The organism is Aliidiomarina minuta, assembly GCF_003987145.1.
Taxonomy (GTDB): domain Bacteria; phylum Pseudomonadota; class Gammaproteobacteria; order Enterobacterales; family Alteromonadaceae; genus Aliidiomarina; species Aliidiomarina minuta.
In genome coordinates this window covers 260,039-274,470 of the sequence record NZ_PIPL01000002.1, presented here as the reverse complement: position 1 = coordinate 274,470, position 14,432 = coordinate 260,039, and the positions used below count along the sequence as shown (strand labels likewise).

At 49.7% G+C, this 14,432-nt stretch carries 8 protein-coding genes; 1 reads left to right on the top strand and 7 read right to left on the bottom strand.

From position 1 onward, the window contains the following. Window positions 1–553 precede the first annotated feature (553 nt). From aceA to aceK, 3 genes are all read right to left on the bottom strand, one after another. Window positions 554–1,888, bottom strand: coding sequence for an isocitrate lyase (aceA, locus tag CWE09_RS11540; protein ID WP_126804191.1), 1,335 nt, complete (start codon window positions 1,886–1,888; stop codon window positions 554–556). Window positions 1,889–1,935: 47 nt separating this feature from the next. Continuing rightward, window positions 1,936–3,525: a malate synthase A gene (gene aceB / locus CWE09_RS11535; RefSeq protein ID WP_126804190.1), complete on the bottom strand. Its 1,590-nt coding sequence runs from the start codon at window positions 3,523–3,525 to the stop codon at window positions 1,936–1,938. Between the two features lie 133 nt (window positions 3,526–3,658). Further along, entirely contained in the window at window positions 3,659–5,398 is a 1,740-nt protein-coding gene (aceK, locus tag CWE09_RS11530; RefSeq protein WP_126804189.1) for a bifunctional isocitrate dehydrogenase kinase/phosphatase, read from the bottom strand. 78 nt (window positions 5,399–5,476) lie between these two features. On the opposite strand from aceK, the gene CWE09_RS11525 reads away from it, so the two are divergent. Continuing rightward, window positions 5,477–6,409, top strand: coding sequence for a LysR family transcriptional regulator (locus tag CWE09_RS11525; RefSeq protein ID WP_126804188.1), 933 nt, complete (start codon window positions 5,477–5,479; stop codon window positions 6,407–6,409). Window positions 6,410–6,446: 37 nt separating this feature from the next. On the opposite strand, the gene CWE09_RS11520 is transcribed toward CWE09_RS11525, so the two are convergent. The 4 genes from CWE09_RS11520 to CWE09_RS11505 all read right to left on the bottom strand — a co-directional run bounded on the left by CWE09_RS11520 (window position 6,447) and on the right by CWE09_RS11505 (window position 14,420). Next, a complete protein-coding gene (locus CWE09_RS11520; RefSeq protein ID WP_126804187.1) occupies window positions 6,447–8,477 on the bottom strand; it encodes a methyl-accepting chemotaxis protein in 2,031 nt (676 codons plus the stop codon). 197 nt (window positions 8,478–8,674) lie between these two features. Further along, window positions 8,675–11,824: an amidohydrolase family protein gene (locus CWE09_RS11515; protein ID WP_420808001.1), complete on the bottom strand. Its 3,150-nt coding sequence runs from the start codon at window positions 11,822–11,824 to the stop codon at window positions 8,675–8,677. Window positions 11,825–12,013: 189 nt separating this feature from the next. Beyond that, window positions 12,014–13,387, bottom strand: a complete 1,374-nt coding sequence (locus CWE09_RS11510; RefSeq protein ID WP_126804185.1) for a GntP family permease — start codon at window positions 13,385–13,387, stop codon at window positions 12,014–12,016. A gap of 10 nt (window positions 13,388–13,397) precedes the next feature. Continuing rightward, entirely contained in the window at window positions 13,398–14,420 is a 1,023-nt protein-coding gene (locus CWE09_RS11505; protein ID WP_126804184.1) for an extracellular catalytic domain type 2 short-chain-length polyhydroxyalkanoate depolymerase, read from the bottom strand. Window positions 14,421–14,432 lie beyond the last annotated feature (12 nt).

The window sequence follows — 14,432 nt, the reverse complement described above, 5'->3', positions numbered from 1 at the left end:
TGTCGAGCGCAGGGATGCGCGAGTCAAGCCTACAGGGATGTACTTGCGGCGTCCTTCAGGGGTATAACCCCTCTGCCACCCGGTAGCGCTCATGCGGCAGGTGGAACCTGCCCTACCGTCACTGCCAAATTTCGCGTAGGGCAGGCTCAGCCTGCCGGCCAGACCTGCCAATGCATGCAATGCCTACCAACCGTCACCAATCCCTCCAAACATAGTGCACGCGGAGCGCTACCACGGCAGGTGGAACCTGCCCTACCGCCGCTACCAAATTTCGCGTAGGGCAGGCTCAGCCTGCCGGCCAACCCCTTCCAACATCATGCACGCGGAGCGCCACCACGGCAGGTGGAACCTGCCCTACCGCCGCTGCCAAATTTCGCGTAGGGCAGGCTCAGCCTGCCGGCCAGACCTGCCAATGCATGCGATGCCAACCAACCGTCAACAGCCCCTTCCAACATCATGCACGCGGAGTGCTACCACGGCAGGTGGAACTTGCCCTACGCATAATAAAAAACCGCCTTCTCGGCGGTTTTAGAGAGCTAAAGCTAAGGCTGGGTTAACCAGCGCTTTTGAACTGCTCTTCTTCGGTTGAACCTGTCAGTGCAGTTACAGAAGAAACCCCGCCCTGAATCACATTGGTCAAATCATCAAAGTAGCCAGTTCCCACTTCTTGCTGATGCGATACAAAAGTGTAGCCCTTGTCCGCAGCGGCAAACTCGTCCTGCTGTAATTTCACATATGCAGACATATCGTTACGGGCATAGTCATGCGCCAGCTGGAACATGTTGTACCACATGTTATGTACACCCGCTAAAGTGATAAACTGGAAGCGATATCCCATTGCCGCCAGCTCGCGCTGGAACTTAGCAATAGTGTCGTCATCCAGGTTACGCTTCCAGTTAAACGACGGCGAACAGTTGTAAGCCAGCAGTTTACCCGGATACTTAGCGTGAATAGCTTCAGCAAACTGACGCGCTTCTTCCAGGTCCGGCTTGGCGGTTTCACACCACAGCAAGTCAGCATAGGGTGCGTAAGCCAGCCCACGGGAAATCGCCTGCTCAATGCCCGGCTTCACCCGATAGAAACCTTCAGCGGTGCGCTCACCGGTAATGAAGTCCTGATCGTTCGGATCCACATCATTGGTCAGCAAGTCAGCGGCGTTCGCATCGGTACGCGCCAGCAACAAAGTTGGCACGCCAGCAACGTCCGCAGCCAGACGTGCAGCTACTAGTTTTTGTACCGCTTCCTGAGTCGGCACCAGTACTTTGCCGCCCATATGGCCACATTTTTTCACTGACGCCAGCTGGTCTTCAAAATGCACACCCGAAGCACCTGCTTTTATCATGTTTTTCATCAGCTCATAGGCGTTCAGCACACCGCCAAAACCGGCTTCAGCATCAGCTACTATTGGAGCGAAGTAGTCAATATAGGTCGGGTCTTCCTGATGAATGCCCTTGCCCCACTGAATCTGGTCAGCGCGGGAAAAGGAGTTGTTAATACGGCTTACCACTTCCGGTACTGAATCCACTGCATACAAGGACTGATCCGGGTACATAGTACCTGAAGTATTATTATCAGCCGCAACCTGCCAGCCTGATAAATAAATAGCCTGCAAGCCTGCTTTGACTTGCTGAACAGCCTGACCACCGGTCAGAGCACCCAGCGCGTTGACATAATTCTTACCGAATTTTTCCTGCGCTTCGCCATTCACTAAGCGCCATAGTTTCTCAGCGCCACGTGCGGCTAGCGTATGTTCCACTTTCACTGAACCACGCAAACGAACGACGTCTTCAGCGCTATAAGTGCGTTCTACATTTTTCCAGCGCGGATTGGTGTCCCAGTCCTGCTGTAATTCCTGAACGGCTTCTTTAAAGTCTTTAGTAGTGCTCATAATGGTATCCTGTTGTTGCTGTATCAAGTTTATAATTAAGGTAATAATTAAGGTAATAAGTCATAACCCGGCAGGGTCAGAAATTCGGTTAACTGGTCAGCCGTGGTAATGCTGCTAAATAGTTTCACCGCTTTATCGAAGTTTTCACTGGCCCAGCGTTCTTCGCCTACTTCAGTACGCACAACCTGGGCTTCTTCAGCCAGCATGTCTGCAAACAGGCTCTTAGTGACAACCCGGCCATCGCTGAGTGGCTGTTCGTGTTGAATCCATTGCCAGATTGAAGTCCGTGAAATCTCTGCGGTGGCGGCATCTTCCATCAAACCGTAGATAGGTACGCAGCCACGGCCGGAGATCCAGGCCGCAATATATTGCACCGCTACCCGGATATTAGTGCGCATACCCTGTTCGGTACGCTCTCCAGGACAAGGCTGCAACAACAGCTCAGCACTGATCTCGGTGTCATCCTGACGGGTAACGTCCAGCTGATTAGGTTTATCGCCAAGGTGTTTCTGATAGACCGCTTTCACAGTCTCAGCTAAACCAGGATGGGCTATCCAGGTACCGTCGTGGCCGTTGCCAAATTCCTGCTCTTTATCTGCCCGTACCTTATCCAGTATTTTCTTATTTTCAGACGCATCTTTGCTTGGAATGAAAGCGGCCATGCCCCCCATAGCTAAAGCACCGCGCTTATGGCAGGTTCGAATCAGTAGTCGTGAATAGGCATTCAGAAAAGGTTTGTCCATGCTCACTGACTGACGGTCGGGCAAAATGCGGTCCGGATGGGCACGCAAAGTTTTGATGTAACTGAAAATGTAGTCCCAACGGCCACAATTTAAGGCCACAATATGCTCTTTCAGGCTGTGCAGTATTTCATGCATCTGAAACACAGCAGGTAAAGTTTCAATCAGAATAGTGGCGCGGATAGTGCCGGTCGGCAGACCAAATTTCTGCTCGGTGAAGTGAAAGACTTCTGACCACCAGGCCGCTTCTTTATGGTGCTGTAGTTTAGGCAGGTAGAAATACACACCACTGCCATTTTGCAGACGCTGTTTGTAGTTATGAAAGAAGTACATCGCAAAATCGACCAGAGCGCCCGGTACGGCTTTGCCATCCAGCTGTATATGTTTTTCCGGTAAATGAAGACCGCGCACTCTTGCGATAAGCAAAGCCGGATCCTCCTGCAAGCGGTATGACTTACCGCTTTTCTCATCATCCAGACTGATAGTGCCGGCATTGGCATCACGCAGGTTCAGCTGCCCATGCACCATGCCTTGCCAGGTTGGCGACTGAGCATCTTCAAAGTCAGCCATAAATACATCAACATCTGCATTCAGGGCGTTAATAACCATTTTGCGTTCCACCGGCCCGGTGATCTCCAGGCGGCGTTTCTGCAAGTCCTTAGGAACAGGGGCGACCTGCCAGTCTGAGTTGCGAATGTCTGCCGTTGCCGGATCAAAATCCGGTAAGGCACCACTGTCGTATGCTTTCTGCGCTTCTTCACGAGTGCTCAGAAGCTGATCCACAGCGGGTGCAAACTGCTGTACCAGCTCAGCCAGGAAGTCTTTCGCCTGCTCGCTGAATATCTGTTCGCTTGCGTTATCCGAAGGTTGCGTAAACTGAAGTGAAGCTTTGCTCATAATCCGACCCAAGTTGTTGATTGCCTGTTAATACAGACACAGCTTAGAGCGAATTAGTTCATCATGGTAATTTATGATTTATATTGCAATCATTTAGTTTGTGAATGAATAAAGAGCATAAGCCAGACTTATACTAGTCTGCGCAAAGTTTGTTAAAGCGTATTGTGGAAGGGTAAGGGAAGATATCAGCTATTTCCCCGGCAGCAATGCTCTGCTGCTGTTCACGCCAATAACCCGCTTCAATAAGTTCAGGGTGCTTACGTAAAAAAATCTCTCTCAGTCTGCGATCATGAAAAACAAAGGTTGCTATCTGTTCCGGAAACACATCATTTGGACCTACCGAATACCAGGGTTCATCAGCCAGCATGTCCTGCTCTGAGGTAGCCTTAGGTATAGTTCTGAAATTCATTTCGGTTAAGTATTGAACTTCATCATAATCGTAAAAAACCACCCGCTTACTGCGGGTCACGCCAAAGTTCTTAAGCAACATATCTCCCGGGAAAATATTCGCTGCCAACATATCTTTAATCGCTTGTCCGTAGTCATCCAGGACCGCTTCCGTTTCTGCTTCTGAGGCATATTCCAAAAAGATATTCAAAGGTGTCATACGCCGTTCAATGTACAAATGACGAATAATCACAAAATCATTCTCTATTTCCATAGAGCTGCCAATACTGTTTTGCAGTTCAGTCAGTAAGTCCGTTGAAAAACGAGCTCGGGGCAGGGCTACATTCGAATACTCTATAGTGTCCGCCATACGACCGACCCGATCATGGCGTTTTACCAGTTGGTAACGTTTTAATACCGTCTCCCGGCCAAAGTCTTTACTGCTGCCAAATTTATCGCGAATAACTTTAAAAACATAAGGAAAAGAGGGCAACGTAAATACCATCATCACCAGCCCCCGAATGCCCGGCGCCGCAATTAGCTGATCATCACTGCGTTCCAGATGATGCAATAACTCACGATAAAATTCGGTTTTACCCTGCTTGTGCAAGCCTATAGCTGAATAGAGTTCAGCCAGGGTTTTATGCGGCATCAGGCTTTGCAAAAAACGCACTAACGCTGAAGGTGCATGGGTTTGAACCATAAAATAAGCCCGCGCAAAACTGAAAATAATGCTCAGCTGATTGTTGTCGGTGATCAGAGCATCCAGATACAAGCGGCCTTCTGCATTGACCAGCACAGGTACAATAAAAGCGTAATGCGCTTTACGGGTTACAATGCGACCCACAACATAAGCCGCTTTATTACGGTAAAAAGGGCTGCGTAATACATCCAGACGTAACTGATGCGCCGCCAGAGACTGCTGTGCTGTCTGCTGACTAAAGGCCTGCACCAGTTGCTCAATATTAAGCTCAAGATCCGCGAACTGCGCACTAAAACCCGCATCCCGGATAATACGTTGCAAAGTCGAACGAATACCCTCTTCTACCGGAAAATACGACCTGTATTCTGCTGCCACAGGTACCGGAATACGATCATCAATAGTGGTTTCTACAAAAATAAAACCATTATGAAAGTAGCGCCGGTGAAAGCACTTACAAAATACCGAGTTATAAAAGGTCTCAGCCAGCTCCGCCTGAGGATGAAAGGCCAGCAGGTCGGTATACTCAATTTTCACCTGCGCCCACAACGGTTCATCCAGATGTTCGTCCAGTAAATGTTTTTGCAGCGTGGCGGTCGTTTCCCTGACTCTTACATCATAAAAGGAGATGCGTTCACGCGCCGCTGCCTGCACCGCTTGCCAGTCTCTGTTCTGAAACCGCTCGCCAGCCTTATCGGTAATCTCCTGAAACAATCGGTAATGATGCTGAAACCCTTTCAGAATCAGGGTGGCAATGCGTTGAGCTGAATTCGTCTGCGTGACCATAGTCTTTGTCTTTTATCCTTATTTCAGGCACCCTATAATTCACCATACTTATTTAATAAACGAAAGATAATTCACCCGATGAATCAATTTCGCAATATCGATCTCAACCTGCTGGTTTACCTTGATGCCCTGTTACGGGAACGTAATGTAACCCGCGCAGCAGAACAGCTCAACATTACCCAACCGGCTATGAGCAATGGCCTGAAGCGCCTGCGTACGCTACTGAATGACCCTATCCTGGTACGCACCAGCGAAGGCATGATGCCAACCGAACGGGCACTGGAGATGCAGGCACAGGTACGCCATATTCTGTACTCCGTTGAAGAGGTTATTCAGCCCTCGCGCACCTTTATTGCTGCGGATAGCGACCGGGTTTTCCGCATTATGGTGTCCGACTATGCCGCCTCTACGCTGATGTCGCCCCTGCTTGGCGCGTTACGCGAACAGGCACCGAATGTCACTATAGATTTGATGACACCCAGTGACGTCAGCTTTCACGATGTGGAAAACGGTAAAGTGGATATTGCTATTAATCGTTTTGACGAGCTGCCCCAGTCTTTTCATCAAAAACTGCTCTGGAAAGACGATTTTGCGTGTTTACTGCATAAAGAGCATCCGCTGATTGATAATTACACGCTGGAAGAATACCTCAAAGCAGGTCACAGCTGGGTGAGCAAAACAGGTTTTGGCGTGGGCATTGGCATGGATCCAAATGACGTGCAAAAGCTTGGCTGGGTAGATGAGGCTTTAAATAGATTGGGTCATCAACGGCGCATTAAAGTATTCACCCGCAACTACCATGTCGCCATGTATCTGGCCAAAGAAGGTCTTGTTGCAACGCTGCCACGCCGTGCTGCGAACCTGTATCAGGACAGTCCGGATCTGGTGCTGCGCACACCTCCTTTTACTATTCCCCCTATAGAGCTAAAAATGATCTGGAGCCCGCTGCTACAGCACGACGATGGCCATCGCTGGTTCCGCCAGCTGATTGCTGACGTCGCCGCGGCTTAATCAGTCGCCGCGGCGTCATCAATTACACAGTAAACAATTACACAGTAAAACGTGCCGCCAATGAACGTAAGCTGTCAGCCACCCGGGTCAGTTCGCCACTGGCCTGAGTCATTTCAACTGAACCTTCCGCTGACCGCGACGACATACCGCTTATTTCATCAATATTGCTCTTAATTTCATGAGTCACACTCGCCAGCTCTTCCGACGCCGTCGCCACCTGATCATTTATACCGGTAAGCTCCTGCATAGACTCGCGGATTACATTCAACGCTGATGAAGCCTGCGAAGATTTATCCAAAGTAGCCAATACCTGTTTCTGACTGCTATTCATGACAGTAACTGCACCGCGAGTTTCTTTTTGCAGATTCTCAATAATATTCTGAATGTTTAACGTCGAGTCCTGGGTTTTGCGCGCCAACGATCGTACCTCATCAGCAACTACCGCAAAACCACGCCCCTGCTCACCCGCACGCGCCGCTTCAATCGCAGCATTCAGCGCCAGCAAATTGGTCTGCTCCGCTATATTTTCAATAACCTCGAGCACGGTTCCGATCTCGTTACTTTTACTTTCCACACTTTGTACCACAGTGGCCGCGCGCTCGACTTCTTCCGCCACTTGCTGAATTGCTTCTGCGGTTTGCTTAAAGGCCTTGTCCGCTTCTTCCGTTCGGGTTTGTACCTTACCAGTGGTTTCAAGCGCTGAAGCCGCATAATCTGCAATACCCTGGACCGTTTCGACCACCTGAGTAATTGCAGTTACGGTCTGTTCAATCGCTTGTTCCTGTTGCTGTATTGTCTCATTGGCGTCTTCAGCAACGCGGTTAGTGTTGTTAGCTGCAGTGTTCAGTTTTTCGCTGGCCGAAGTAATATCCGCCAGTAAATCGCGCAGTTTATCAGCCATACTCAGCATGGCTGATAACACGCCAACTTCGCCTCCCTGACTATCCACCCGCAGATCGCCAGCAGCTATCTGCTCTGCAATATTGCGCATTTGTGACGGCTCTCCACCCAGGGGCAGGGTCACGGTTCGGGTCACCCATAAGCCCATCAGAATAGCCAATACAAAACCAGCCACTACTACTACAGCAATAATCCAGAACGCCTGATTGACCGAGTCCTGTGCGCCCTGCGACGCCTCGTCATTAAGAGACTGCGCCGCACTTTCCACTTCATCGAGGGCAAAAGTCACCGTCATGATTTCATCGGCCATACTGTCCATTGAGCTTTGCACTGTACTTTGAATATCAAGTTGCTGAATATAGGTATCCACTAACTGTCCCTGTCCCAGAGCAGCCTGCTGCCAATCTCGCAGAAGGTTCGAGACTTCTTCAACACTGTTACTTACAACAGTATCATCGCTCGCTGCCAGTCGCTCCAGCGGGTAGTCGAAGATCTCAAACACCTGCTCTATTTCTTCCCGTAATGGGATCACTGTGGCTGGTGAGTCCTGATTCAGTAAATCCCGGGTCAGATACTGAATTTCCATAACCAGGCTTTGCAAGTTAACAGCGGAGGTCGTCAGCTCAATGTCTTCCAGCATTTGTTCCGCATGAAAAGACACATCGCCCAGTTCACCCGTCAAAAAAGCAGCTATACGATCAAAATCATTCAGTCGCCGTCTGACTTCAACCCCATTCGCGATGGTTTGACGCTGGTAATCAAAAACTGTTTCGGCTTCCTGCTCAAAAGCTATCCGGGCAGCCTCGGTTTCAAGCAAAACTTCTTCCAGCGACCGGTCATCAACCAGCTCCTGTAAGCGACGATAGCTGGCAGCAAAAACTTCACTGGCAATTTCAAAATCCTCAGCCAATAAAGTGAGGTCATTAATAGAAACAGTAGTTAAAGCCCGTCCCACCAAAGCATTGGCTTCGAACATCGAATTCTTCAATTCTGCCGCAGTAGTAACGGTAGGAGTCGTGGTTTCACTGACATGGCGCAAGGTACGCTCAAAGTCATTAATAAAGGTCAGCCCTACCCCTCCGGTAACAGCTACCAATAAAGCAACACCAATAAAACCAGCGATAATACGTGTCGATATTTTATCCAGATATTTTTTTAACCAGCTCATAGTAGTGCCATTTTTTTATTATTAATCCAGGATTTAATTTCTATTCAAAGTACCGCAGCCATCTCTCTTTGCAAAGACTAAAAATCAGAACTCTTTGATTTATATATCGACATGAATTGGAGAATCCTGAATCGAAGCACAAAAAAAGGCTGAAGTTTAAGCTTCAGCCTTTTTAATCGAGTAGTAATCAGCGCTTTTTAATCTTCGAAATACAAAGGCGCTCTCGGTTGCACATCTGAACCCAGTTCCTGCATCTCTTCAGCATCAAACAGGCGACCATTAACCATGACATGGCTAACGCGATCCGACACTCGCAAGTCTTCCAGGATATTACCTTCCACTAACACCATGTCAGCCAGTTTACCGGCCTCGATCGAGCCTATAGCATGCTCCATGCCCAGGCTAGTAGCAGCGTCTATAGTGGCTGTACGCAAGGCTTGATGAGCACTCATGCCGCCTTGCTCCATCATCCAAATTTCCCAATGTTGCGCCAGGCCTTCACGCTGACCGTGAGCACCTGCTGTTACCAGCACGCCTTCGTCCTGCAGCGCTTTTGCACCGGCTGCAATATTGAAGTGGTTATAATGGTGCTCTGGAGCAACTTCACGACGCATGCTCCGCGGACGCAGAACGCGTTCAGGAACATACTGGCTCAGTCGCGGATGCTCCCAGACATTGCTCTGTGCATACCAGTAGTTCTCTCCCCAGATACCACCATAAGCAACCCCTAAAGTCGGCGTATAAGCAGTTTCTGTCTGACGCCAGAACTGCAGCACATCATCAAAAATTTCAGCCACCGGAATCGAATGCTCAATCGCACTATGGCCATCCTGCACCATGCTTATATTGTGCTGGAACAGCGAACCACCTTCAGGCATCACCATCATTTCCATTTCACGAGCAGCCTGAATAAATTGCTGACGCTGATCACGACGTGGCTGATTGTAACTTTTAACTGAAAACGCGCCCGCTTTTTTCAAACGTTCAATATGAAAACGTGCGTCATCAAGACTGTCTACATGGGCGGTAAAACCTGGACCTGCAGCACCATATAAAATAGTGCCGGTAGAGAATATACGTGGCCCTACAATGTGACCCGCCCGTTGCATTTCACTGGCCGTAAAAATCTGCGCCGTGTTATTTGACGGATCATGAATAGTTGTGACACCAAAAGTAAGTCCAGCATAAAGATTCCAGTTCTGCTGTGGAATAATCTGGCTTTCACCCTGAGCGCCGTGGGCATGGGTATCAATCAGCCCTGGGATCAGGGTTTTACCGGTAAAGTCGATACGTTCAGCATTCGCAGGAATATCCACTTCGCCATAACTACCTACCGCTGTTATCTTATTGCCTTCTACCAATACCACGGCATTCTCAATCACCTGGTCACCGTTCATGGTTACCGCAGTACCGCCGGTAAACGCAAAACTTTGCTCAGGTATATACACCGACTGACTAAAGCCAATATTCGTGCCGTTTTCAACTAGCTGCAGTTCACCGTTGTCGCGAATATCAAAGATACCGTCCAAAGATGCACTATAAAGCTCTGGGCCTAAGGTCCAGTAAAGACTGCTGGAATCGCCGGCCCAGGAAATATTGTCGCCTGCGCGCTTCGACAGCTGTTCAATCGGGAACTGATTGTCGCTGGGGCTGATATGAATAGCTGAGCCACGAGACGCAAAAGGCGTTACATGCACCCGGAAGCGCTCAGCGAAGGCCAGATACTGACCATCCGGAGACACTTTAAATTCAGTGGCATGCTCTGAGGTATAAAGCGTACGCTGCTGTTGATCCTCAATATTAATTTCACGCAGTTCCGGCCCTTGAGCGGTGTAATACAGCTTATCTGAACGGTCACCAAAGTGAGCCGAAGAACCATGCGCTGTCAGGAAAGTCGGCTCATCACTGTCCAGCGACAAATGGTAAATACCTGGCTTAACACTGTGTACAGGGTCACTCAGATAACCACCGCGAATCTTACGGTACACTACCGCATTGCCATCGGGCGCAAACACCGGTTCAACAAATTTACCCTTGCCAGTTGCCAGTATCTGTTCTGCCCCCGTTTCCAGGTCCCGGACAATAATCTGACCCTGTTCCTGATCGTGCCAGGTTGCATACACCAGATGACGGCCATCACGGGAATATGAAGGGAAGAATTCAAAACGCTCGTTCTGCCCGGTAAGACGAGCTGGCTCGCCGGCTGGTAGATCACGTATATATATATGACCCATAGCATCATAAACTGCCTGGTCCGCATCAGGTGAAACCTGAGTGTGGCGTAGCATACGAACATCGAATTCATCTTCTTCTATTGGCTGACGAAAACGCAGTGCCTGCTGCACCTGTTTTTGCGTGTTTACCGAAAAAGGTACCTGAGCGACGCTTGCGTCATTCAGGTTCAGCCGGTGAATGCCGCCACGGGCATAAAACACCAGTTCTTCGCTATCGTCAGTCCAGCCCATATGCGGATAGACACCATGAATGGCCCAGGTTTCCTGCATATCACGACTCAAGTCGTCATACAGCTTACGGCTTTCACCTGTTTCCATGTCTTGTACATAAAGCGAGCTTTGGAAATCATCGCGAGCGACGTAGGCCAGGTAACGTCCATCCGGTGACGGTGTAGGCCGGATAGCTCCACCCATACCCGATATTACGGTATCAATTTCACCATTTTCTAAATCATAACGGCGCACCGCATAAATGCCGGAAACCGAATCCTTACTATACTCAAAGACAGGTCCTGGGGTCACATCCTGAGAATAATAGACATAACGGCCGTCAGGCGAAAAAGCAGGTTCGCCCAAATCTTTCTGGTCATTAGGGCGCTCAGTCAACTGCACGCCACTACCACCACGGCGATGGTACATCCAGATCTCACCCGCTCCCAGTGAGCGGCGTGCGGTAAAGTGCTTACGCGCTGCCAGATAGTTACTATCCGGGCTCCAGGCGGGGCTATTCAGTAAACGAAAAGTTTCATTGGTGACCGCATAAGCGTCACTGCCATCAGCGTTCATGACCCAGATATTATCGCCACCATTTTCATCTGAGGTGAAAGCAATATAATTACCATCAGGACTATAGGTCGGCTGCATATGCCAGCCTATACCACCACGCAACAACTCGGCGTCGCCACCATCTGCTGGCATACGGTAGATGTCGCCCAGTAAATCGAACACAATATATTCTGAATCCGGGCTGATATCGACACTCATCCAGGTGCCGCTGTCGGTATTAATCTCAACGCTGGTGAATTCACCCATAGGGTCGCTGACAGACCAGCTGTCATTGTCATTAGCATCTGCACTGTTGTTACAGGCCGAGCACGCTAACGCGCCAACCATTCCCAGTGCTGCAATAGATTTTGTTATTTTCATTCTAATCCTTTGCTGTTGGTAATAATTTGGTAATATGAGCAGAGCCTATTTCTACGTCACTCAACCCAGCGTGTCCAGCGCAGCACGCCCAGTTAACAACCAGGCAAGACTAAAGGCGATCAACATGCCTTCAGGGAGTACTAACCTCGCCTGGTGTCACGGCCACACAGCCAATGCCGCAATGGCCACCAACCCGGCAACCAGGGGCACCAGCACAGAAACCACAAAAATATCTTTGTAAGCTTCTTTATGAGTCAGCCCCATGAGCGTCAGCAACGCAATTACAGCCCCAGAGTGCGGTAATGCATCCAAACCGCCCGCAGCCAGATTTGAAACACGGTGAAGAACTTCAGCACTCACCCCAGCTTCCAGATAAGCGGGCGCTAGACTAGACATGAAAATTTGCAGGCCGCCAGAAGCGGAAGCCGTCACGCCGGAAATCAGGTTAGCCGAAACGTAGACAGATAACAGAGGCGGCATGTTCAGACTCAGCAACCACTCAGCGAATTGGTGAAATCCCGCTGTTTGAATAACCACGCCACCAAAACCAATCACAGCGGCGGTGTTTAATAATGGCATAACGGAATCATCAGCGCCCTGCCCCAGGGTTTTCGAGAATCCTCTGCGTACTGGTGGAAACAGCAGCAAACAGGATAACGCCCCGGCTATCAGCGCCATACTCGCCCAAAGAATTGGCTGCGCGAGGTTAAAGGCAACCACGGCTGAGGCCCAATCGCTACCCGTTAAACCGCTCAGCATCAGAATACGAGGCAGTACAATGATACCCAGTACTATCACTATAGGTATCAGTGACAAACGCCAGTCTGGGACTTTACCTGCCGAGGCGGCCAGTTTTTGCATCTGCTGGTCCTGCTCGGTAGCCTGATAGCCTTCGCCCCGTGCCAATGATTTTTTCCATTCATGCTGTAAATACCACATACCCAGCGCCGCCATCAAAACACCGGCCAATAAACCTATCCAACCGCCAGCAAACAGATCCGTACCCAGAGCGTTAGCCGCAATTACATTATGAATTGAAGGTGTTCCCGGCAGTGCGGTCATCGTAAACGTACCGGCTCCAAGTGCGATAGCCGCAGCATAAATACGACGCGGTATATTGGCCTCACGCATTAGGGTGACCCCCAGCGGATACATGGTGAATATCACCACAAAGACAACCACACCGCCGTAGGTCAACAAAGCACACACCAGCATAGCTACCAGTAAGGCACGTTTGACTCCAAGCCAGCCAGTAATAGCTAAAGCGATACTACCTGCAGCCTGGCTGGCAGCCATAATGCGACCAAAAATAGCACCACATAAAAAGAGTAAAAAGAAGCTACCGGCAAAGGAGAAGGCCCCTGAAGAACCAAAGGGAAAATACTGCAGAAAAACATCCGCCATGGCCATGTTGTTTGTGACGCCAATAAGCAGAATCGAAAGCAGGACGGCAATTAGAATATTCATGCCGCGCAGTGCCAGTACAATAAGCAGAGCTAGTCCCAGCAGAAGGCCTAAATTACCTAACATCTGAAGTTCCTTACTCGTCGTCCATCTGAATGCCCGCGATTTCCCTTACCATCGCGATCACCGCCTGAATTTGTTCGCCATCCTTAGTCGCGTAAGCTGTATTGGTATACCCCCACCAATCCCAGCATCCCTGAGGGTTCATCGGCATCACTTTACTAGCTTCCACCTGGGGGTACAGAATCACCAGGCGATTGCTATCTGCCCAGCGGTTCAGTCCATTATGCCGGGCGAATACATCACCTACCTCTTCTCCTTGCTGATTACAGCCATGAAAACTGATATGTAAACTACAGGAAGCTCCCTCAGCACAATCTTCAGGTACATATACATAACCGTCTTCAGCCAGTGTTCTGCTATGCTTTCCAGCGGCCTGATGCTGATTAAAGGTAATCAGTTCACCTTGCGCCGGCTCACTGGGTTCATGCGCAAAACCATATAATGCCTTTAGCAACTCGCCCGCCGCGTCATAACCGCAGGCTCCAAGATAAGGCGGTTCGCTGACATTACAGTCGGTACCATAATCAAGAGTCGGAAATAAATGATTTATATTTTGCTCTGTTTCCACATGCAGATTGCCAGGAGCAACCAAAGCCCGGTAAAAATCTACCTGGCTGGCAAATACATCCGCACCAACTGTAGTGTCCTGCTGACCACGAAACAGCCATACCTGGTGCCGTTGCACCTGACCCAAAGAAGCAATTTTTCGCTCTTCAGCTCTTTTCATAGCCCGGTCCAGCAGATGGCTGGCCGACGGCGGGGTTTCCGGGTTTCCCATGCACTCAGAAAGCGCAACACCCAGCGACCCTTGCGCACAGTCATAAGGGCCCGCTGCAATAATAGCAGCACCTTTTACTCGTTCAGCATGTGCCAGATGAAGCTGCTGTGCCATATACCCACCGGAAGAAATACCCGATACGGTAAGGCTAAAAGGATCTATTTTAAGAACGGGCAAGCCTGATTCCGTAGGTTCTACGGGCTCACTATTGCTACAGGCCGCTAACAGGCCAATAACGGTCAGGTACAAAAAACGCATCGCAGACTCCTG

Coding starts and splice junctions, on each gene's coding strand:
- aceA (WP_126804191.1), bottom strand. CDS start 1,888: ATGAGCACTACTAAAGACTTTAAAGAAGCCGTTCAGGAATTACAGCAG.
- aceB (WP_126804190.1), bottom strand. CDS start 3,525: ATGAGCAAAGCTTCACTTCAGTTTACGCAACCTTCGGATAACGCAAGC.
- aceK (WP_126804189.1), bottom strand. CDS start 5,398: ATGGTCACGCAGACGAATTCAGCTCAACGCATTGCCACCCTGATTCTG.
- CWE09_RS11525 (WP_126804188.1), top strand. CDS start 5,477: ATGAATCAATTTCGCAATATCGATCTCAACCTGCTGGTTTACCTTGAT.
- CWE09_RS11520 (WP_126804187.1), bottom strand. CDS start 8,477: ATGAGCTGGTTAAAAAAATATCTGGATAAAATATCGACACGTATTATC.
- CWE09_RS11515 (WP_420808001.1), bottom strand. CDS start 11,824: ATGGTTGGCGCGTTAGCGTGCTCGGCCTGTAACAACAGTGCAGATGCT.
- CWE09_RS11510 (WP_126804185.1), bottom strand. CDS start 13,387: ATGTTAGGTAATTTAGGCCTTCTGCTGGGACTAGCTCTGCTTATTGTA.
- CWE09_RS11505 (WP_126804184.1), bottom strand. CDS start 14,420: ATGCGTTTTTTGTACCTGACCGTTATTGGCCTGTTAGCGGCCTGTAGC.